This window comes from uncultured Tateyamaria sp., from assembly GCF_947503465.1.
Classification (GTDB): Bacteria; Pseudomonadota; Alphaproteobacteria; order Rhodobacterales; family Rhodobacteraceae; genus Tateyamaria.
Map to the genome: position 1 here is coordinate 135,937 of NZ_CANNDN010000003.1, position 17,904 is coordinate 153,840.

A 17,904-nucleotide genomic window follows, 5' to 3' on the forward strand; every position below is an offset into this window, starting at 1 on the left:
GGCGTGCAGGTTGACGTCTTCAAATCCAATGGTGGCAACGGCGCAGTGTGGTTCTTCCCGGTGGGCGAACCTCACCTGGTGTCCATGCCCCTCGACAAGGGCATGACCTTGGCGGATGAGCTTTATGACATAACCGGCACGCTCCAGCTGTTTTTCCCCGAAATGGGCGACATGCTGCAACCGCCACACGGATACGACTATTCCCGGACCGCACCTGTTCCGGCGTGACAGGCACCGGGATATCCCGGACAGTCGACTAAGAATTGACGTGCGCGGACAATCGCGCACGTCTCGCCACATTGCGGGCTTGGGGGGCAAACTGCCAGAGAAACCAAAATCATGCGCAAGCGCAAAATCCGACCCCTGCGACACCCGGATTTTATATGCTATTTCAGGCGGTTATCACGGTAATGATTCGGCGCTGAAATCAATAGTCTGCGCGGAATACCAATAGTCTGCGCAAACTTTTTTCGAAAAAACTTTGCCCGATCTTACTCGCCCACGAAAAAGCCCGCGTCCAAGGACACGGGCTTCGGATCAGCCGATCTGAGAGGAGTTGGTCAGCCGGGGATCTCCTCGGGGAAGGCCTCGACCGTCTCGACCATCGAGTCAATCGCCTCGTCGAGCGTCATGTCGGCGAACTCGACCATCCTCAGCTGGGCGGTCATCACATCCTTGGTGTCTTGGCTAAAGATAGTCACGAGGCGCAAGTCATCGGGATCAAGGCAAACCAGTACCTTCTTTGGCTTGCCCCCGGCGAACTCCTGCAGCTTAAAGGAGTTGTACCAGATACCGGAGATGCACACGCCTTCTGATGTAGTGGTGACCACTTGGCGCTCACCAAGGTGAATCCGCCGCTCTTCGGGACTCGGCGGCCTAATCTCGCCGTATTGCGCCTGGCAAGCCAGCCGCTTCATGCGCGGCGAGCTGCGAGACATACGCGATACCGCCGGTGTAGGCGAGAAGCTTCTTCTTCTTTTCCGACTGCTTCGGCGTGGTGACTTCGCAGTCGTTCAGACGGTTCGCCTCGTACACCCGCTCGAACGAGAGATTGGTGAACTCTTCGTCTTCGAGCCCCTCTACAGCAAAGCCGTACGAGTCCTTCCCGACCACGCGCCATCGCACATGCTCGAGGATCAGCTCGGAGCCGATCGGAACTTTATAGAGGGCCGCGTAGTCCATCAGCCAACCCACACCCTTGAGCGCATCCAGATGAGGGTGTGCCAGTTCGTCCCCAGGGCCCTGCGCCCAATCAGCCGCAATGCCGCATCAAAGGCCCTTGGGCTCTCAAGCTTGCAGGAGCGGATCAACTGACCAAGGTCCCAGAAGGATGTCCGACGGGCCACATCGAGCAGGTGATCGTCCGCTTCCTGGTCAGGGCATTTCGTCGCTTCCCAGACCCGAAACAGGTTGTCCCGAAATCCTCGGGTGTAGCCGTCTCCATTCACGACGACCTTGTCGTCAGCGAAGCTTGCCGGCGTCGCTGCGAAGATCGCAGCGATATCCGCCTGCACCTTGCGCTTATCCTCGTGGATCACCCGCCCGACGGCACTGGGACGCCCAACCAGCGGCGCCATGCTGGGCGTCGTGGTATCGACCACCACATGCCGGTCGTCATCGGATGCGAACTGGCGCAGCTTGACGAAGATCGTGCACCCCGGTTCCGAACCCGGCTGGTGGCGCGAGCCCGGGGGGTTGCGGACATAGGTGCCGGCGGGAGAGTCACCGTGTTCGTCCTGAAACACACCATCGAGCACCAGAAACTCCTCGCCGCCGTCATGGGTGTGGGGCGAGAAATTGCTTCCGGGGGCGTAGCGCACGATGGTGGTCGCGCGGGCGACTTCGTCGCCGATCCGGTCGAGCATGAGACGTTCCACCCCCGGCATCGGCGAGGGCACGAAATCCTGCCCGGCGGCATGGACGACGGCGCGGCGGGTGAAATCGGCGTTGAGCTTCATGCGGCGGCTCCCTGCGCGGAAGGGGTTGGTGGCGTGAGACTGGCATCGGGCACGCGGTAGCCGCGTTGCACGGCGGGGCGGCGAGCGACCGCCGCGTACCAGCGCGCGACGTGGGCAAACTCCCGCAGATCGATCTTCTGGTGCTCGAACCGCGTCGACCACGGCCAGATCGCCATGTCGGCGATGGAATAGTCGCCGGCGACGAACTCGGCCGCGGCCAGCCGCCGGTCGAGCACGCCGTAGAGGCGCCGCGCCTCGGTGCCGAAACGCTCGGCGGCATAGGCCGATTTGCCGGGGCTATAGTGCAGGAAATGGGCGGTCTGGCCCAGGATCGGGCCGAATCCGCCCATCTGCCACATCAGCCATTGCAGCACCTCGGCCCGGCGCGGCCCGGACGCGGGCAGGAACTGCCCTGTCTTCTCGGCCAGATGGATCAGGATCGCGCCGGATTCGAACATCGTCACGCCCGCGTCGTGATCGACGATGGCCGGGATCTTGGCATTGGCGGAAATGGCGGCGAAGGCCGGGTCGAACTGGGCGTTGGCATAGATGTCGATGGGATGCACGCGGTAGGCAAGCCCCATCTCCTCCAGCCCGATCGCGACCTTGCGGCCGTTCGAGGTACTCCAAGTGTAGAAATCGATCATCGTGTCAGTCCTTTCGGTTCGGGCCAGAGCCGTTCCGCGGCTCCGGACAGGATGTGACGCGCTTCGCCTGCAATGCGCGTGGTCATCGCGGCTGCGGGTTCGACGGACTGCACGAGGTCCACCGCCTCGCCGACGATGACGGCGGCGGTCGCCGGGTCGCCCTTCATCGCGGCGGCGGCATAGGCAGCGCGGTCGTCCTGCGTCATCGCCCCGGGCGCTTCGGCCCAGCGGCCGTGGAACGCGTTGCGGCGGGCGCGGAGCGTCCAGGGCACGGGCCAGTCGAGCCCGCGCGCCAGATCGAAGACCGAGTCGCGGGCCGTGTCGTCACCCGAGGTCGCGACCGCCGCTTCGCGCAGACGGGAATGGGCCAGGGATTCCTCGGCGACATAGAAGGCGGTGCCGCACAGGACGGCATCGGCGCCAAGCATCAGGGCGGCGGCCATGCCGCGGCCGTCAGCGATGCCGCCCGCGGCCAGCACCGGCGCCGCGCCGATGGCATCGCGCACCGCGGGCACAAGCGCCAGTGTGCCGCGCGCCGCCCCGTGACCGCCCGCCTCGGTGCCTTGCGCGACAATGACGTCGGCGCCTGCCGCGATCGCCGCGCGCGCGCCGGCCACGGTCTGGACCTGCGCGAAGACCGGAAGCCCGGCAGCGTGGATGCGCGCGATGAAGGGCGCGATGTCGCCGAAGGACAGGAAGATCGCCCGGGGGCGGCGCGCCAGTGCGAGATCCAGCAGGCCGGGCTGCCGTGCCAGCGCCCAGGTGATGAAACCGACGCCCACGGGCGTATCGCCCGCGGCATCAAACTCGCGCATCAACCAGTCGCGGTCGCCATAGCCGCCGCCGATGAAGCCGAACCCGCCTGCACGCGTCACGGCGGCAGCAAGGCGGCCGCCGCTGACCAGCGCCATCGGTGCCAGGAACAGCGGGGCGGACATCCCGAACTGGGTCAGCAGATCATGGCAGGATGGCATCTCGGACCCCGTCACCGGGCCGCTTGGCGACGGTATTCCTCGACCGGAAGACCGCCGATGCCCCAGTGCTCCATCTCGACCTCGTCGATCACGACGAAGGTCGTGGTCGGGTTCTTGCCCAGAACATCGACCAGGAGATCGGTCGCACCCTTGATCAAGCGGGCTTTCTGTTCGGGCGTGGCGCCTTCGCGGGTTATCTTGATATTGACATAGGGCATGGTTCACTCCTGCGGTTGCGGCGCAGGGATCAGGTCGTAGTGGAAGACCTTGGCGATGATCCGCCAGCCTGCGGCCGTGTCGATGAAACTGAGAAGATCGGTGAAATGGCGCTCGCCGATGGCGCAGTGGGCAACGACCAGCGCCGCACGGTCGCCCGCCATGGTGATCGAAACGATCTCGTCGCGCCGGGGCTCGCCCCGCGCAGCCGGCGGCTCGCGCCGGTCCACGAGCGGGAAGTACTCGTCGAGACCGAGATTGATCACTTCGCCGCCGGTCGCGCAGACGTAACGCGCTCCGGGGGCGAAGACCTGGCCGAGCCTTTCGGTGTCGCTGTGATAGAGTCCATCGAAATAGAGTTTCATGCGGGCCTCGATCAAGGTTTTCGTGTCTTGCATCGGGATGCTCCCTTCCAGGCAGGAGGCGGAGCGGCAGGGCGGCCGCTCCGCCCGAAGTCTCAGGCAGCGAGGCCTTCGCGCTTCAACGTTTCCAGAACCTTGGGTCGGGCACGGACGCGTTCGATGTAGGCTCGCACATGCGGATAACCCGAGAGGTCGAACCCAATCAGACCTGCCCAGGAGGCGACGACGAAGGTGTAGGTGTCCGCGACCGTGAAATCGCGGCCCATGATGTAGTCGCGGCCGTCCGAGAGCTTGGCCTCGAGCGCGTCGAAGCGCTTGGCGAGCTTGGCCAGCGCCTGCTCCTTCAGCGCGCCCTCGGGCTTCACCAGCGCGAAGAACGGCCCGAAGGACTTGTGCAGTTCCGAGGCCGTGTAGTTGAGCTCGGCCTGCAGCCGCACGCGCTCGCGGGTACCGTTCGCGGGGGCGAGGCTGGTTTCGGGCTTCAGATCGGCGACATATTGCAGGATCGCCGGCGCCTCAAGCAGCACCTCGCCGTCGTCGAGTTCCAGCGCCGGGACATATCCTAATGGATTGACGCGGCTGTAATCGGTGCCACTCTCGGTGATCTTGTTGGCCAGATCGACCTTTTCGATCAGGTGCTCGATGCCGGCCTCGTTTAGCGCGATATGCACCGACTGCGAACAGACGCCGGGGCTGTAGTAGAGTTTCATCTGGGGTCCTTTCCTCTTTCATCCATTGCCCGCGATGGGCACGAAATATGGATAGGAATGCAGGTATCTATTGTAAATCGGGTTTCCTAAGGTTACCGTCAATTTCGAGTTTCCATTCGGTAACCAGAGGATGCGATGGCACTGAAGATGCGGAGAAACCGGGGGCCCGAGGTGCCGGAAGCCTGTCCGCTGCTGGAATGCATGGCGATTATCGGCGGCGCGTGGACGCCGAACATCATCTGGTATCTGCGCGGCGGTCCGCGGCGGTTCAGCGAGCTGCGCGCCGACATCCCGCAGATCTCACCGAAGGTGTTGACGACGCGGTTGCGCGAGCTGGAGGAATGCGGCGTGATCGACCGGCGCGTGATGCCCACTTCGCCGCCTTCGGTCGAATATGCGCTCAACGAGCTCGGGCAGCGACTGGTGCCCGCGATCGAGGCGATTGCCGCTGTGGGTGAGGAGCTCAAGCGCCGCGCTGGCGGCGAGCGCAGTCAGGCTGCGGCGACGCCCCGGCTGAAGCATTTCCGTGCGGCGCGCAGCGCCGAGACCACAGAATAGCGGCTTGACCCGGCGGACGGACCGCCGGGCCGATGACTTCAGGCCGCGCGGGCCTTGCGAGAGGGGAAGTCAATGTCGGTGGCGGCGACGTGGTTGAGGTAGTTGGTGAAGATGTTCGCCACCACGTTCGCAACCGTCTCGACGATGTCGGCCTCGGTCAGTCCTGCAGCCCGTGCGGCATCGAGGTCTGCATCCTCGACCATTCCTTTCGCGGCCACGATGGCCGCCGCAAGCCGCAGGATCGCCGCCGTGCGCGGATCTTCGGAACGTCCGGCAAGGTGCGCGTCGATGGTTTCTGGCGCGACCTTCAGTCCGGCCGAGATCGCGGCATGGGCAGAAGCGCAGTAGTCGCAGGCGTTCGCCCCGGCGACGGTCAGCGCGATGGCCTCGCGGGTGCGGGCATCGAAGCCGCCCCCCGCCAGTGTCTCGTTCAACCCGAGCATGGCAGCCAGCACCTTGGGCTGGTTCGCGGCGACGCGGTAGAGGTTCGGCACCATGCCGACCTTTCCCTTGATTGCGGTGAAAAGCGCGGCGGCCTCGGGGGCGGCGGCAGAGTCGGAAATCTGGGTGATACGAGCCATTGTCTATATCCTTTCGATGTTGTGGGGGTTTAGGCCGAGACCATTTCGGTTTCGGGCTTGGAGAGGCTGATGACAGCAACGACGGCGGTGCCGTTCAGCCAGTAGTAGGCGGCATCGAGCCCGGAAAAGCCGAGCGCGAAGGGCAGGATCAGGAAGAGCAGGCCAACCGCCAGATCGACGGCGAGGTGCAGCTTGTAGGGCAGCACGCGGATCACGCCGAGGTGGTGGTCGGTGAATACGGTCAGCAGTAACGCCGCGACGCCCACGACCGGCGAGATCGTGAGGGCGAGCGGGTTGGAGGTGCCGAGCCCGAGCAGGAACGGCAGGGCGATGAGGGCCAGCGCGACGGGATAGTCGAGCCAGGCATGGATCGTCTTGGTGACAAAGCGCATGTGCAGGGTCCTTTCGGTTGGAAATCAAACGACGAGCTCCGCCGTCGCAGTCTCCAACCTAAGGGCATCAGTGCGGACGATGAATTTCATATTGTCCGTAATGAATTGCAGATCGTCCGAGAACCCGGACGAAGTTCTAAGCTGCCTCGTGAGGCGCGAAGCCGGACTGTCGGAAGGCGGCGGGCGACACGCCGATCTCCTTCTTGAAGACCCGGCTGAACGCGGATTCCGAGGCATAGCCCGAGACTTCCGCCGCTTCGGCGACCGAGAGCCCCCGCGTTGCGAGCGCCTCGCGCGCGATCTGCATCCGCCAGGAGGTCACATAGGCCATCGGTGTCACGCCCAGTCGATCCGAGAACCGCTCGGCAAAGCCCGTCCGCGACAGCCCCGCCTCGCGGGCGAGGCTAGCGACCGTCCAGTCGGCTGTCGGCGCGTGGTGAAAGGCGGTCAGTGCCCTTGCAAGATGGGGGTCGGCAAAACCGGCCACGCCACAGTTGGTCTCGTGCTCCGCCTCGATATGGGCGCGGATCGCCTGGGCGAAGATCGCTTCGGACATCTTCAGCGCGATCAGATCGCCGCCGAGCCGCGCGCCGCCGGCCTCGGCCCCGATGACCCTGAGCGTGGCTTCAAGCCAGGGGCCCGCCTCCTCGCCATAGCCGCGCAGGTGGATGAAGGGGGGCAAGCGGTCGAACAGCAAGTGCCTCGACCCTTCGGCCAGCGCGAAGTGCCCGCAAATCAGCTGCGTATCACGCGGGCTATCGTCGCCACCCCAAACCAGCGTCCCATGACCCGGAAACCCGGACCGGGACAGCACATCGTCCAACGGCAGGGCCTCGTCGGGCCCGGTGTGACGGCAGCACAGGACATGGGCTGTCCCGTGCGGAATCACGATCAGGTCTCCCTGCGCCAGGTGCACGGGGACCGGCACCCCCGCGACACGCACCAGCGCCTCGCCCCGATGGGCAAAGTGGAAACGTGCCACGTCGCGGAAGGCGGGCACGCGGACGCCCCAGGGCTCGGTGAAGCTCGTGCGGAAGTAAAGCGTACCACGAAGCGAAAGGCGGGTGAGGATGTCACTGAGCAGGTCCAACATGGCCAAAAGTTTATCAGCAATTTCAGGCACGTCCAGCCCGCCGGACGATCCCGCATGAATTCCGGACTTTCCGGCATTCAAACGCCGGACGATCTCGGGCAAATCGGTGGCATTCAAACCACCAACCCGGAGACACTCCCATGAAGACCTTGACCCTTGCCATTGGATTCGCCCTCGCCACGACTGGCTTCGCCGCTCTGGCGGATGAGCCGATGAACGACCTCGAGATCGCCCACACCGCCTATACTGCCGGCGGCATCGACATCCGCTATGCGCATCTCGCGCTGGCGGTTTCCGAGAACGACGCGGTGCGCGACTTCGCCCAGACGATGATCCGCGACCATACGGCGGTGAATGAGGCGGCCGGCGCGCTGATCGCCGAGCTGAACGTGACGCCGCAGGACAACGCCCTGTCCCAGGCCCTGGTCGAGGGTGCCGCCGCCAAGCGCGCCGAACTGATGGCGCTGAACGGCAATGCCTTCGACTGTGCCTATGCGACGAACGAACTGGGCTATCACCAGATCGTCAACAAGACCGTCGCCGAGAGCTTCATCCCCGCCGTCACGGTGGAACCGCTGAAGGCGCTGCTCGAGGATGCGCTGGTGACCTTCAAGGCACACGAGCAGCACGCCGAGCAAATGGTCGCGGGGTTGACGTGCGCGGGCTGACGCACCTCACGCGGCGCGGGTTCGGCCGGGGACTTGGCGCAGCCTTGTCTCTGGCCGGGCTGCCGGGGCTTGCGCGCGCTCATGACGGCGCGCACGAGGTCGAGGTGCGCATCGCCAGCTTCGCCTTCGATCCGGTTAGCGTCGAAGTCCTTGTGGGCGACAGCATCACCTGGACGAACGCCGATCTTGCGCCGCACACCGCCACGGCCGAGGACGGAAGCTGGGATACCGGCACGCTGGAAAAGGGCGGCCGCGCACGCATCACGTTCGACGCGCCCGGCGACTATTCCTACTTCTGCGCCTATCACCCCCACATGAAAGCAACCGTCACCGTCCGGACCCGGTCCGGCGCCTGACGCACGCACGGGCCGCCCTCTGTTCCCCAGACACCCCCAGGGCGGCCTGCGCGCCATTTCCAGAGGCGAATATTATGACACTGTCCATCACCCTCGTCAGCCACGCGCTGTGCCCTTACGTCCAGCGCATCGCCATCGCGCTTTCCGAAAAGGGCGTCGCGCACGAGCGCGTCACCGTCGATCTGGCGAACAAGCCCGGCTGGTTTCTGGCGCTTTCGCCGCTCGGGCGAACGCCCGTCCTGCGGGTCGGCAAGGCGGCGCTATTCGAATCCGCCGCGATCCTCGAATTCCTCGAAGAGACGCAGCCGAATCCGCTCCACCCAACCGACCCGATCGAACGCGCGCGGCACCGCGCCTGGATCGGCTTCGCCTCGGAGTGCCTGAACGACATCGCGGGATTCTATTCGGCCCCCGACACCACGACGCTCGAACGCAAGGCCGCGGCGCTCCACGCCCGGTTCCGGGTGATGGAGGGCCAGTTCGGCCTAGGCCCATGGTTTGCCGGAGAGGAGTTCAGCCTCGTCGACGCGGTTTTCGCGCCGGTGTTCCGCTACTTCGACACCTTCGACCGGATCGGCGACTTCGGCGTCTTCGACGGTCTGCCGGGGATGGCCGAATGGCGTCACGCGTTGGCCGGGAGGTCCTCCGTTCAGAACGCGGTCACGGCGGAGTATCCCGAGAGGCTCGCCGATTTCCTGCGCCGGAAGGACAGCGCGCTGTCGCGGATGATGGAGCTGTCCTGCCTCACACTCCGGCAATCTGCATGACCGGCGCCGTCCTCGCCCTCCGCTTCGCGCGGCTGACCGAAGTGCCGCTCGGGGACGTGGTTGCGCATATGTCCGACCCGCGGCTGCGCGCACACATGCCGCTGCTGACTGGCGCCTGGGGCGAGGCGGAGGCGCGGGCCTTCGTGGCGGCCAAGGAGGCGGCTTGGGCGCGCGACGGTCTTGGCCACTGGGCCTTCCTGGCCGAAAAACGGTATGTCGGCTGGGGTGGCTTCCAGAAGGAAGACGCGGAATGGGACTTCGGCCTCGTGTTGCGGCCGCGGGATTTCGGGCTTGGCCAGCGGATCGCGCATGCGGCGCTCGACTTCGCGCGCGCCGATCCGCGCATTCCCTTCGTCACCTTCCTCTTGCCGCCTTCGCGCCGCAACCTCGGTGCGCTGCACCGGATGGGGGCACAGTCTGCCGGTCGGCAGGACCACTCCGGCGCGACATTCCTGAAATTTCGTCTCGACACCACGTCGATCAACCAGCGTTCACAAGGAGAGTTCCCATGACCACCATCGACCATCTCAGCCTCGGGGTTACAGACGTGCCTGCGGCGCGCGCCTTCTACTGCCGCGTTCTGGACGTCCTCGGCATACGCTGCCTCGCGGAAGGAGACGGGTTCGCCGCCTTCGGACGTGACCGCGTATCCTTTCTGCTCCTGACTCCTTTCAATGGCGGATTGGCCTCCGCGGGCAACGGCGCTCACGTAGCCTTCGCAGCGCCGGATCGCGAGGCGGTCGCAAAGGCCCATGCCGCGGGCCTCGACGCTGGGGCAACCGACGAGGGAGCTCCGGGTGTGCGTGCCGCCTATCCGATGCCCGGCGTCTTCGCCGCCTATCTGCGCGACCCCTGGGGCAACAAGATCGAACTGGTCCATGGCGGATTCAGCGCCTGACCGACCGTATGCCATCAGACCACCGACCATCCCTAGAGAGGACAAAAAAGCACCATGGCCACCCCAGACACCGTCCCCCCGACTCGCGGAACAGCACTCTATCTCGCCGCCTGGCGCTGGCATTTCTATGCCGGGCTCTACGTCATCCCGTTCCTGCTGATGCTGTCGGTGACCGGCCTCGTCATGCTGTGGGTCGCCTTTGCTCAGGGGATTGGCGACGAAAAGCGCGCCGTCACCCCGGGCGAGGCGCCGCTCGCCACAAGTGCCCTGCAATCGGCCGCCGAGGCCGCCGTCCCAGGCGGGTCCGCATCGCAATAAATCGCGCCGCTGGCGCCTGATCGGGCGGCGGTCTTCAAGGTGACAGGTGCGGGCGACGCGACCGGCGTCACGCTCGACCCCTACACGGGATCGGTGCTGAACACCTTTCCGTGGCGGGCCGGGTGGTATGACTTCGCCAACGAGGTTCACGGTACCCTCCTGATCGGCGATACGGGCGACCTGCTGATCGAGGCGGCCGCGAGCCTCGGGTTTCTGCTGGTGGCGACCGGGCTTTACCTGCACTGGCCACGAAACGGGGCCGGCATGCGCCGCATGCTCTTGCCCGCGCTTGCCGGATCCGGTCGTGCGCTGTGGAAATCGCTGCATGGCGTGACGGCCTTCTGGTTCTCGCTGATCCTGATCTTCTTTCTGGTCTCGGGGTTGAGCTGGACGGGCATCTGGGGCGGCAAGCTGGTGCAGGCGTGGAATACCTTCCCCGCGGCCAAGTGGGATAACGTGCCCCTGTCCGATGCCACGCATGCCACGCATGCCAGCATGAACCACGGTGCGGCAAAGGAGGTACCATGGACACTGGAGCAGACGCCGTTGCCGGCCTCGGGGTTGCTGGCTGGAACCCCGTGCGATTGACGGCTTGGTGACGATCGACAGTGTCAACGCCTTCGCTGACCGGCTGGGCTTTCGGGGGCGCTATCAGGTCAACCTGCCATCGGACCAGACGGGCGTCTGGACGATCAGCCATGACAGCATGTCGAATGACGGGCCGGACCCATCGGCCGACCGCACGATCCATCTGGACCGGTTCACCGGCAACGTTCTGGCCGACATACGCTACGCCGACTATTCCCCCTATGCCAAGTCGATGGCCTGGGGGATCGCCCTTCACGAAGGCGATCTGGGGCTTTGGAACGTGGCGCTGAACACCGTCTTCACGGCAAGGCGTAGACTGCCATGTTCCAGGCGCGCGTTGCGTTCTCTGCATAAGCGATCTCGTCCGGCGCCGCGTGCAAAAGTTCTGCCAATCCGGTGTAGAGACTTTCAAGTGCGGATTGCGCGCGGCGCTCCGCCTCGTAACCGCCCAAGGCGCGTTCCGCAGCCATATGATCGGTCACGGCACGAAAGACCGGATCGGGCATTGGCGATGCACCGGCATTGTCGAAATGAATGAAGGTCTCGCATCCGGGTGTGTCGCGCCGGACTTGGGCTATGTCGATCATGGTGTCTTCTCCATTGGGCTGATTGGGTCAAAATATACGGTCACGCCCGACGCTCAGACAGGCCGTGCCGATCCATCACATCCGACACGGCCCTGCGCTTCACATCAGGCGTCAATAATTTTTTGTGGCAAGATCCTTCAGAGCAGCATTGTCCAGCATCGCCTCCGCCAGCATGCGCTTCAGACGATTGTTCTCGTCCTCAAGCGCGCGCAGCTTCTTCGCGTCCGACACGTTCATGCCGCCAAACTTCGCTTTGTATTTGTAGAAAGTCGCATCGCTGATCCCGTACTTTCGGCACAGCTCCTGCGCTTTCACGCCAGCCTCGTATTCCTTGATCATTCCAATGATTTGCTCGTCACTAAATCTGCGTTTCATAGTCCATCCTTTGCTTGGACGGATTACTAACACCTCACTGGCCTGATTTCAGGGGGCTGGGTCACCTCTATGATTTTCTCGATTCTAAGGGCCTTCAGCTCCGTTTTCGGAGCCATGAAATGCATCGCGCGATCGAGACTGCTTCGTCCAGCCCCGGAAGTCTGCGGAAATTTGGAATCCGGGCTAGGGTATCTCAGAGCCTGGGTTGCCGAACGGGTTCAATCCAAAGCTTTATCGGGATCTTGGGCAGTTTTGCACAAACGCCATCCCCAAATGCCAATGACGAGAATGCCGAGGTTCCCGGCGAAGTCGAGCAACATCCATTGGTTCAGGACCGGTTCGATGTACAGAAACCAAAAGTTGAAAACGAAGAATGGAATCGACCCTGCCAAACCGAACACAAGGAAAGTCATTGAAGAAAAACGGGCGGTCAAAATGATTGTGTCCGTCAACACCGCCTGCGCTCCAAAGCAGCCCATGATGAACCGAGCCTGCTCCGAGGCGAAAGCAAGCTCCGGGCGGAACGTTACTTCAACGACCATGCTCGGGAAGAACAAGCACCACGAACCCAATAGGAGAAAAATTAGTGAAAGGCATGTCTGTAGTTTTCGAGCAGTCATATTCGTGCCAGTTGTTTGGAAGTGAAATGGCGGGCGCAGCGTTGCCCATCGCTACGCATGGAGAACCCGATACTCCTGAAACAAGTACCCCCGACCATAGTCTCGTGTTTCCGTATGCTCTAAGCCGAGCGATCCCTTGATGTGTCCGAATAGCGAAACACCGTCACCGAGAATGATTGGTGCACGCTTGAGGCGCAGAACATCAATCTTTCCCATGGCAAGAAGCGATCCGGCGAATGCGCCTCCTCCACAGAGGTATATCGGCCCGCTAGATCGGGTTCTTATGGCGTCGATTGCCTGGGCATCGCTGGATCTCTGCACCGCAACCTCTGCGTCATCCGGCAGGTCGAGCGACTTCGAAAGGACTATTGTTTCCATGTGCGCATAGGGGTTCTGGCCGGGCTGCATGCCGAAGCGATAGCCGAACTCGTATGTCGCCCGGCCCATGATCGCGGTCGCGTAGGTTTCGAGGCGGGCTGAATAGTCTTCGACCACAGCGCCTTCCTGGGCAAACTGCGAGATATCGGCGCCGGGCCCGGAAATGTATCCGTCGATCGAGACGGCGACATCATAAATGATTTGTTGCATCTGACACACCTCTAGTAGCGTTGGTTGGTTGACGGAAAACCCAGCCGGTCAGCGCTCCTGAAACGCCAGTCTGATGCCAAGCGCACAGTAGATGCTGCCCACGACTTTAGATTGCCAGCGCTGGACAGCCGGATGTTGCCGAAGAAACCGACCAACGTGGCCAGCGGCGACAGCCGCTACCAGCGTTGCGAATGTCCCCATGAGAACGAAGAGCAGTCCAAAGATCGTAAGCTGCAGCGCAATCTGTCCGATGCCCGGATCGACGAACTGTGGCAGGAACGCGAGAAAGAACATCGCGGATTTCGGGTTCAGAATTTCGGCAAGGCTGGCTTGTCGGAATGCCTGACCTATCGAAATCGGCGGCGTGGCTTCGGAAGTCATGCGAAAGCTGCTCTCGAACAGCGAACGCAGGCCGATATAGATCAGATATCCGGCTCCAAGCAGCTTGATCAGCGTAAACGCCTGTGCCGAGGCCGGCAGGATCGCGGAGATCCCAGCGACCGCCATGACCGTATGGAAGAGATCGCCCAGTCCGATGCCAAGACTTGTTGCGACACCAACGCGTATTCCCGAGGTTGATGACCGGGTGAGCGTGAGCAGGATCGACGGGCCAGGAAAGAAGACGAACCCCGTTAGAACGGCGATGTAGGTCAACAGAACCGGCAATTCGGGCATGGTGTAGGCTCCTTCATTCACTGCGCGTGGGCTTGGTCAATGAGGGGCTCGCCTGCTGGTCCAGCATCTGTACCAGAGACTGCGGAAAATCTCGATTGGCTCGATCAGACCCGCTTCGGCAAAGAGCGCGCGGGTGCGCCTGCCTGATATGACCGGCAAGTTGGGAATCGCATCTAGTTCCAAACGCGTTGCGTCGGCTGATACACCGTAGATATCCGCGTGCGCTAAATAGATTGGGACCAGTCGTTTGAAGTCGTCGATTTCATCGAAGCAAACATCGGCGTGAATAAGGCGACCATCGGGGGCGAGCCTGTCCCGAAGGCCTTTCAGATAGGCAAGTTTGGCGCCGTCGTCCCGAAGGTGGTGCATGACCAGAAGCGACGTGACGATATTGAACCTCTCCCCTTGGGGGATATCGTCCACCGTGCCGACGAAAAACCGAACATTCAGAGATGATCCATGATCCCTGGCGACATCCCGCGCCAAATCGAGACTGCGCGTCGACGGATCAAGCGCCGTGATCTGGCCATTGAACTGCCCCTTGGCAAGCTCTTCAAGCTCGCGGCCTCCACCAGCTCCGACAATCAGAACCCCAGACGTTGTGTCATCGTCGCTGGAAATAAGAACGTGAACATGCCGGTACATGCCGTCGGGCCCCGGCACAGTGCGTTGCATCTCGCGGTACATGGCTCGCCGGTCGGCGGATTCTTCTTTTGAAACGGGCATTACAACAATCCTTCCCGGCCCATTGCCTGCTGAACAGAGGGGCGCATCCCGATTGTCTCGGAATGCCTGTGCAGAGACGGCCAGTCCGCAAGAGCCATGTCCTGGTCCTTCAACCAGCGGCACAGTACAAACAGGTAGACATCCGCCAGAGAGAAATCGCCTCCCATCAGGTATTCGTGTTGGCAAAGATAGTCCTCGACGATCGAAAGCCGTCGACACAGGTGCAACCTGCCTGGCACACAGAAAGACGTCGGGGTTTCGGGCCGGAAAAGCGGACTGAAACTCTTGTGGATCTCCGTTGCAATGAAATTCAGCCATTCCAGCGATCGCAGGTGTTGCAGGTCGGAGGTCGGCAACAGCGCGGCCTGCGGCACCCTGCTGTCCACGAATTGAAGGATCACCGGCACCTCGGTCAAGACCTCGCCACTTTCCAAAACCAGCACGGGGACATACCCCTTGGGACTGATCTTGTTGAAGTCGCCGCCGCCTGCCGTTCTTCGCGTCCGGTAGTCTACCGCGACAAGGCTGAATGGCAGACCGGCTTCCCGAAGGGCGATGTGCGGTGCCAAGGAGCAAGCGCCTGGCATAAAATAGAGCTTCATGTCTCCGCCCCCTTGGATGGAAGGTTACGAAGCGCCAGCACACACAGCCCCGAATACACAATGGTTCCTGTTGCCATCGATATCCAGATTCCGATCGCACCCATGTCGAACACAATCGTTGAGATACCGATCAGGGGTGCGGCAACCACCCAGTTGCCGATCAGCGAATAGATCATGACGGGCCGCGTCATTCTCCTGGCACGCAGCAAGCCCGCTGCGCCCGCCCCCGCCGGACCAATAAGCTCAGCCATGGCGAGCGCTCCAATGACCGCGATTGCGACACTCACTGCTGCAGGCGTTGAACTCTGCAGCATATAGCTCGCAACCGGCGACGCTACGGCCAAAAGGGTCAGGCAAAGCGATACTCCGATCGCGACGCCAAGCAACATCGCCGTGTTCTTCACTTCATTCGCGCGATCTGACATGGGCTCGACTCTTGCAAGCCGGGTCATCGCCGCCTGTTGCAGGCCGAAGTAGAAGGTATAGCCGATGCCCGCCAGACGGATCGCTACGGAATGGGCGGCGGCGTCTGTCACCGAAAGCGACGCGGCATAGATCGTTGCGCCCAGATAGATGCCGACCTCCGCCAGCGTGGCGACGGCGATTGGTACCCCGATGCAGAAAATCTCGGCAACGTCCCCCCGGTCCGCCCGACCTGGTCCGCTGTCACCTGCGCGGTAGGTTTCCCACGACAAGGCGGCGAGAGTCAGTAAGCCAACCAGCAGCGAGGACACGCCCGCGCCCGTCACACCAAGCTGCGGCAAACCCAGAGCGCCATACATGAACAGGTAGTTGAAGACCGCGTTCAGAGGCACCGCGCAGAGCGTGATCCGCAACATGACGCCCGGGCGTTCAATCGCGGTCAGCCTTGTGCGCAAGACGCCGACGGCCAGCATCGGGACCAAGGTCAGCGCCATCGCACGGACGTAGCCCGTCCCCGCCTCGACAAGACCGTCTTCGATGCCGAGCAGGCTGAGAAACAACGGCGTCTGCCACAAGAGGACACTGATCGGAGCGGCCAGTACAATCCAGACAATAGTGCCGGCCGTCCTGAGCCGCGCCAGCCGACCCGTATCGCCCGCCGCGTGGGCCGCCGCGTATAGTGGTCCAAGACCGCCGATGCAGCCGATGGCGAGATAGAAGAAGATCGAATAGAAATCGCTCGCGACGGCAACCGCCGCAAGGGCCTCCATTCCGAAGGCTGCCGTCATCATTGTGTCCGTCACACTCATCGCCATGTTGACGAGGGCTAGGCCGGTCAGCGGTGCGGCAAGGCGCACGAGTGCTGCGGCTTCTGCGCTGCTCACATGGCGACCCGCGCGTTTCAGAGAGTGGCCCGATGGGCGCGTGATATCAAACGAAGTCATGGATCTGATCCTAGGTGTAGCCCGACCAATCGTGCCGGGAGTGGCGGGAAACCGCAGCGCCGTCAGCTTTCGGCGGTCTCGGGCACCACGTTGCGTTGGGCTGGGGAAGAAGAACTTTGGATGCGGCGTTGCGGGTCAGAGGCAATGCCGTTGCCGATGCGCTTTGCTGCAGTCCGGGCAGCCTCGAAATAGCCCGTGAACTGGGGCTTGTAGCCGGTGAACCAAAGCCCCGGGTGCTTCGGGTCGGGTTCTCCTGCGGGACGGACGGGGGAGCCTCGAGCGTCGAGAACACCGAGTTGCCCCACGAGCGGTTCGAGGTTCGTGCGGTATCCCGTGGCGCAGATCACGACGTCGGGTTCAAAGCTTCTTCCGTCTTCAAAAATGACTTGAGAGCCATGGAATTCACTGACGGCCGGAGCGACTTTGAAACGGCCGCTCTTGATCGCCGCGACAAATCCATCGTCGATCGCAAATGCTGTGCCGTCCTTCGCCAGGCGGCTGCCACCGCCAAGCGGATGGGTGGTCATGCCGTGGCGACTCAGATCGCCAAAGAACAGCCGCTGGGTCAGCGCGAATGCGCGATCAACGAGCGGTACCGGCATAGCCTGAAACAATCGCGCCGCGCGGTGCAGTGGAAACCCGAAGACACGATTGGGCACGATTGCGGGGCCGTATCGGACGGACATCATGACCTCAGCAGGACTATGGCGCGCAAGGTGGTTCAGCACGTCGCTGCCTGAATTGCCCGCCCCCACGACAAGGACTCGCTGACCATCGAAGCGGTTAACATCGCCAAGGTCAGCGGCATGCAGGACCGTGCCCTCGAAATCCTGCAAACCTTGCCAGTCGGGGACATGCGGAACGCAGTCGCGGCCCGTAGCGAAAATGACATGCGCGGCACCGAACACCCCGGCCGAGGTGCGAACCAGCCATGCGCAGGCATCGCGCTCAATCGCCGCCACGTTCACACCGAAGCGGATAGGAACCCCGATCTGGTGCGCATATCGTTCAAGGTAGCTGACAACGCTGTCGCGCCGTAGATAGGCGCCATCGGCGCGTGGCGGGCGCATCCCCGGCAGCCGGGCGAAATGGCGATGGATGTTAAGCCGCAATGCAGGATGGCGCTTCCGCCAGGGTTCGGCAACGCGGTCCTGCGCTTCGAGGATGGTGACCGCGATACCGCGGCGCCTGAGCGCCTCTGCGGCGGCCAGACCTGACAGGCCCGCACCGACGATCAGGACGTTGTTTGGAATGGTGGTTTCCATGGTTATTCTTTCT

The 17,904-nt window shown here is 63.0% G+C and carries 27 protein-coding genes and 2 pseudogenes; 8 read left to right on the plus strand and 21 right to left on the minus strand.

The genetic code is table 11. The features are described from left to right. Positions 1-3: 3 nt before the first annotated feature. Positions 4-228, plus strand: coding sequence for a hypothetical protein (locus Q0844_RS16540; protein ID WP_299047108.1), 225 nt, complete (start codon positions 4-6; stop codon positions 226-228). A gap of 332 nt (positions 229-560) precedes the next feature. On the opposite strand, the gene Q0844_RS16545 is transcribed toward Q0844_RS16540, so the two are convergent. Genes Q0844_RS16545 through gstA (Q0844_RS16580) form a run of 8 tightly spaced genes read right to left on the minus strand, consistent with a single transcriptional unit; the run spans position 561 to position 4,867 of the window. Beyond that, positions 561-917 (minus strand): Mu transposase C-terminal domain-containing protein, encoded by a 357-nt coding sequence (locus Q0844_RS16545; RefSeq protein WP_299047111.1) that lies wholly within the window; start codon positions 915-917, stop codon positions 561-563. Further along, positions 877-1,182 carry a hypothetical protein gene (locus Q0844_RS16550; protein WP_299047112.1) on the minus strand — a complete coding sequence of 102 codons (306 nt, stop codon included), beginning with the start codon at positions 1,180-1,182 and terminating at the stop codon, positions 877-879. Before Q0844_RS16550 ends, Q0844_RS16545 begins: the two co-directional genes overlap by 41 nt. Continuing rightward, positions 1,182-1,958, minus strand: coding sequence for a cupin domain-containing protein (locus tag Q0844_RS16555; RefSeq protein ID WP_299047113.1), 777 nt, complete (start codon positions 1,956-1,958; stop codon positions 1,182-1,184). Before Q0844_RS16555 ends, Q0844_RS16550 begins: the two co-directional genes overlap by 1 nt. Further along, positions 1,955-2,605 (minus strand): glutathione S-transferase N-terminal domain-containing protein, encoded by a 651-nt coding sequence (locus tag Q0844_RS16560; protein WP_299047116.1) that lies wholly within the window; start codon positions 2,603-2,605, stop codon positions 1,955-1,957. Before Q0844_RS16560 ends, Q0844_RS16555 begins: the two co-directional genes overlap by 4 nt. Next, a complete protein-coding gene (locus Q0844_RS16565; RefSeq protein ID WP_299047119.1) occupies positions 2,602-3,579 on the minus strand; it encodes a nitronate monooxygenase in 978 nt (325 codons plus the stop codon). The genes Q0844_RS16560 and Q0844_RS16565 overlap by 4 nt, the downstream gene beginning before the upstream one ends. An 11-nt stretch (positions 3,580-3,590) precedes the next feature. Continuing rightward, positions 3,591-3,797: a 4-oxalocrotonate tautomerase family protein gene (locus Q0844_RS16570; protein WP_299047122.1), complete on the minus strand. Its 207-nt coding sequence runs from the start codon at positions 3,795-3,797 to the stop codon at positions 3,591-3,593. A gap of 3 nt (positions 3,798-3,800) precedes the next feature. Beyond that, positions 3,801-4,193 carry a nuclear transport factor 2 family protein gene (locus Q0844_RS16575; protein ID WP_299047125.1) on the minus strand — a complete coding sequence of 131 codons (393 nt, stop codon included), beginning with the start codon at positions 4,191-4,193 and terminating at the stop codon, positions 3,801-3,803. A 59-nt stretch (positions 4,194-4,252) separates the two neighbouring features. Further along, a complete protein-coding gene (gene gstA, locus Q0844_RS16580; RefSeq protein ID WP_299047127.1) occupies positions 4,253-4,867 on the minus strand; it encodes a glutathione transferase GstA in 615 nt (204 codons plus the stop codon). A 135-nt stretch (positions 4,868-5,002) separates the two neighbouring features. On the opposite strand from gstA (Q0844_RS16580), the gene Q0844_RS16585 reads away from it, so the two are divergent. Further along, positions 5,003-5,425, plus strand: coding sequence for a helix-turn-helix domain-containing protein (locus tag Q0844_RS16585; protein WP_299047130.1), 423 nt, complete (start codon positions 5,003-5,005; stop codon positions 5,423-5,425). Positions 5,426-5,463: 38 nt separating this feature from the next. Here Q0844_RS16585 and Q0844_RS16590 read toward each other — a convergent pair whose 3' ends face one another. The 3 genes from Q0844_RS16590 to Q0844_RS16600 all read right to left on the minus strand — a co-directional run bounded on the left by Q0844_RS16590 (position 5,464) and on the right by Q0844_RS16600 (position 7,491). Further along, on the minus strand, positions 5,464-6,006 hold the full coding sequence (locus tag Q0844_RS16590; RefSeq protein WP_299047133.1) for a carboxymuconolactone decarboxylase family protein: 543 nt from the start codon (positions 6,004-6,006) through the stop codon (positions 5,464-5,466). Between the two features lie 29 nt (positions 6,007-6,035). Next, the gene (locus tag Q0844_RS16595) at positions 6,036-6,404 is read right to left on the minus strand and encodes a hypothetical protein (protein ID WP_299047965.1); all 369 of its coding nucleotides are present in this window, start codon (positions 6,402-6,404) and stop codon (positions 6,036-6,038) included. A 130-nt stretch (positions 6,405-6,534) separates the two neighbouring features. Then, positions 6,535-7,491 (minus strand): AraC family transcriptional regulator, encoded by a 957-nt coding sequence (locus Q0844_RS16600; RefSeq protein WP_299047966.1) that lies wholly within the window; start codon positions 7,489-7,491, stop codon positions 6,535-6,537. Positions 7,492-7,631: 140 nt separating this feature from the next. Between Q0844_RS16600 and Q0844_RS16605 the strand changes: the two genes are divergently transcribed. From Q0844_RS16605 to Q0844_RS16630, 6 genes and pseudogenes are all read left to right on the plus strand, one after another. Beyond that, positions 7,632-8,159, plus strand: a complete 528-nt coding sequence (locus tag Q0844_RS16605) for a DUF4142 domain-containing protein (protein WP_299047134.1) — start codon at positions 7,632-7,634, stop codon at positions 8,157-8,159. Continuing rightward, complete coding sequence (locus tag Q0844_RS16610; protein WP_299047136.1) at positions 8,147-8,515, plus strand: cupredoxin family copper-binding protein; 369 nt, start codon at positions 8,147-8,149, stop codon at positions 8,513-8,515. The genes Q0844_RS16605 and Q0844_RS16610 overlap by 13 nt, the downstream gene beginning before the upstream one ends. A gap of 74 nt (positions 8,516-8,589) precedes the next feature. Next, on the plus strand, positions 8,590-9,282 hold the full coding sequence (locus tag Q0844_RS16615; RefSeq protein ID WP_299047138.1) for a glutathione S-transferase family protein: 693 nt from the start codon (positions 8,590-8,592) through the stop codon (positions 9,280-9,282). After that, complete coding sequence (locus tag Q0844_RS16620) at positions 9,279-9,794, plus strand: GNAT family N-acetyltransferase (protein ID WP_299047140.1); 516 nt, start codon at positions 9,279-9,281, stop codon at positions 9,792-9,794. Before Q0844_RS16615 ends, Q0844_RS16620 begins: the two co-directional genes overlap by 4 nt. After that, complete coding sequence (locus Q0844_RS16625; protein WP_299047143.1) at positions 9,791-10,180, plus strand: VOC family protein; 390 nt, start codon at positions 9,791-9,793, stop codon at positions 10,178-10,180. Before Q0844_RS16620 ends, Q0844_RS16625 begins: the two co-directional genes overlap by 4 nt. 159 nt (positions 10,181-10,339) lie before the next feature. Next, positions 10,340-11,086: pseudogene (locus Q0844_RS16630) on the plus strand (PepSY domain-containing protein). A 63-nt stretch (positions 11,087-11,149) separates the two neighbouring features. Here the strand turns inward: Q0844_RS16630 and Q0844_RS16635 are convergent. The 10 genes and pseudogenes from Q0844_RS16635 to Q0844_RS16680 all read right to left on the minus strand — a co-directional run bounded on the left by Q0844_RS16635 (position 11,150) and on the right by Q0844_RS16680 (position 17,891). Further along, positions 11,150-11,284 (minus strand): hypothetical protein, encoded by a 135-nt coding sequence (locus Q0844_RS16635; protein WP_299047146.1) that lies wholly within the window; start codon positions 11,282-11,284, stop codon positions 11,150-11,152. Positions 11,285-11,385: 101 nt separating this feature from the next. Next, on the minus strand, positions 11,386-11,673 hold the full coding sequence (locus Q0844_RS16640) for an aminotransferase class V-fold PLP-dependent enzyme (protein WP_299047147.1): 288 nt from the start codon (positions 11,671-11,673) through the stop codon (positions 11,386-11,388). A gap of 43 nt (positions 11,674-11,716) precedes the next feature. Further along, a pseudogene (locus Q0844_RS16645) lies at positions 11,717-12,048 on the minus strand (transposase); the annotation flags it as partial. Positions 12,049-12,266: 218 nt separating this feature from the next. Continuing rightward, positions 12,267-12,605, minus strand: coding sequence for a hypothetical protein (locus Q0844_RS16650; protein WP_299047150.1), 339 nt, complete (start codon positions 12,603-12,605; stop codon positions 12,267-12,269). 114 nt (positions 12,606-12,719) lie between these two features. Continuing rightward, entirely contained in the window at positions 12,720-13,256 is a 537-nt protein-coding gene (locus Q0844_RS16655) for a dihydrofolate reductase family protein (protein ID WP_299047151.1), read from the minus strand. Positions 13,257-13,304: 48 nt separating this feature from the next. After that, positions 13,305-13,931: a LysE family translocator gene (locus tag Q0844_RS16660; protein WP_299047154.1), complete on the minus strand. Its 627-nt coding sequence runs from the start codon at positions 13,929-13,931 to the stop codon at positions 13,305-13,307. Between the two features lie 36 nt (positions 13,932-13,967). Further along, positions 13,968-14,657 carry a class I SAM-dependent methyltransferase gene (locus Q0844_RS16665; RefSeq protein ID WP_299047157.1) on the minus strand — a complete coding sequence of 230 codons (690 nt, stop codon included), beginning with the start codon at positions 14,655-14,657 and terminating at the stop codon, positions 13,968-13,970. Then, positions 14,657-15,259, minus strand: a complete 603-nt coding sequence (gstA, locus tag Q0844_RS16670) for a glutathione transferase GstA (protein ID WP_299047160.1) — start codon at positions 15,257-15,259, stop codon at positions 14,657-14,659. Before gstA (Q0844_RS16670) ends, Q0844_RS16665 begins: the two co-directional genes overlap by 1 nt. Then, positions 15,256-16,626 carry an MATE family efflux transporter gene (locus tag Q0844_RS16675; protein ID WP_299047162.1) on the minus strand — a complete coding sequence of 457 codons (1,371 nt, stop codon included), beginning with the start codon at positions 16,624-16,626 and terminating at the stop codon, positions 15,256-15,258. The genes gstA (Q0844_RS16670) and Q0844_RS16675 overlap by 4 nt, the downstream gene beginning before the upstream one ends. A gap of 62 nt (positions 16,627-16,688) precedes the next feature. After that, the gene (locus Q0844_RS16680) at positions 16,689-17,891 is read right to left on the minus strand and encodes an NAD(P)/FAD-dependent oxidoreductase (protein ID WP_299047164.1); all 1,203 of its coding nucleotides are present in this window, start codon (positions 17,889-17,891) and stop codon (positions 16,689-16,691) included. Between the last annotated feature and the right edge of the window lie 13 nt (positions 17,892-17,904).

Coding starts and splice junctions, on each gene's coding strand:
- Q0844_RS16640 (WP_299047147.1), bottom strand. CDS start 11,673: ATGATCGACATAGCCCAAGTCCGGCGCGACACACCCGGATGCGAGACC.
- Q0844_RS16660 (WP_299047154.1), bottom strand. CDS start 13,931: ATGCCCGAATTGCCGGTTCTGTTGACCTACATCGCCGTTCTAACGGGG.
- Q0844_RS16545 (WP_299047111.1), bottom strand. CDS start 917: ATGAAGCGGCTGGCTTGCCAGGCGCAATACGGCGAGATTAGGCCGCCG.
- Q0844_RS16680 (WP_299047164.1), bottom strand. CDS start 17,891: ATGGAAACCACCATTCCAAACAACGTCCTGATCGTCGGTGCGGGCCTG.
- Q0844_RS16665 (WP_299047157.1), bottom strand. CDS start 14,657: ATGCCCGTTTCAAAAGAAGAATCCGCCGACCGGCGAGCCATGTACCGC.
- Q0844_RS16625 (WP_299047143.1), top strand. CDS start 9,791: ATGACCACCATCGACCATCTCAGCCTCGGGGTTACAGACGTGCCTGCG.
- Q0844_RS16600 (WP_299047966.1), bottom strand. CDS start 7,491: ATGTTGGACCTGCTCAGTGACATCCTCACCCGCCTTTCGCTTCGTGGT.
- Q0844_RS16590 (WP_299047133.1), bottom strand. CDS start 6,006: ATGGCTCGTATCACCCAGATTTCCGACTCTGCCGCCGCCCCCGAGGCC.
- Q0844_RS16570 (WP_299047122.1), bottom strand. CDS start 3,797: ATGCCCTATGTCAATATCAAGATAACCCGCGAAGGCGCCACGCCCGAA.
- Q0844_RS16575 (WP_299047125.1), bottom strand. CDS start 4,193: ATGCAAGACACGAAAACCTTGATCGAGGCCCGCATGAAACTCTATTTC.
- Q0844_RS16615 (WP_299047138.1), top strand. CDS start 8,590: ATGACACTGTCCATCACCCTCGTCAGCCACGCGCTGTGCCCTTACGTC.
- Q0844_RS16585 (WP_299047130.1), top strand. CDS start 5,003: ATGGCACTGAAGATGCGGAGAAACCGGGGGCCCGAGGTGCCGGAAGCC.
- Q0844_RS16560 (WP_299047116.1), bottom strand. CDS start 2,605: ATGATCGATTTCTACACTTGGAGTACCTCGAACGGCCGCAAGGTCGCG.
- gstA (WP_299047127.1), bottom strand. CDS start 4,867: ATGAAACTCTACTACAGCCCCGGCGTCTGTTCGCAGTCGGTGCATATC.
- Q0844_RS16620 (WP_299047140.1), top strand. CDS start 9,279: ATGACCGGCGCCGTCCTCGCCCTCCGCTTCGCGCGGCTGACCGAAGTG.
- gstA (WP_299047160.1), bottom strand. CDS start 15,259: ATGAAGCTCTATTTTATGCCAGGCGCTTGCTCCTTGGCACCGCACATC.
- Q0844_RS16605 (WP_299047134.1), top strand. CDS start 7,632: ATGAAGACCTTGACCCTTGCCATTGGATTCGCCCTCGCCACGACTGGC.
- Q0844_RS16550 (WP_299047112.1), bottom strand. CDS start 1,182: ATGGACTACGCGGCCCTCTATAAAGTTCCGATCGGCTCCGAGCTGATC.
- Q0844_RS16555 (WP_299047113.1), bottom strand. CDS start 1,958: ATGAAGCTCAACGCCGATTTCACCCGCCGCGCCGTCGTCCATGCCGCC.
- Q0844_RS16635 (WP_299047146.1), bottom strand. CDS start 11,284: ATGTCGGCCAGAACGTTGCCGGTGAACCGGTCCAGATGGATCGTGCGG.
- Q0844_RS16655 (WP_299047151.1), bottom strand. CDS start 13,256: ATGCAACAAATCATTTATGATGTCGCCGTCTCGATCGACGGATACATT.
- Q0844_RS16565 (WP_299047119.1), bottom strand. CDS start 3,579: ATGCCATCCTGCCATGATCTGCTGACCCAGTTCGGGATGTCCGCCCCG.
- Q0844_RS16675 (WP_299047162.1), bottom strand. CDS start 16,626: ATGACTTCGTTTGATATCACGCGCCCATCGGGCCACTCTCTGAAACGC.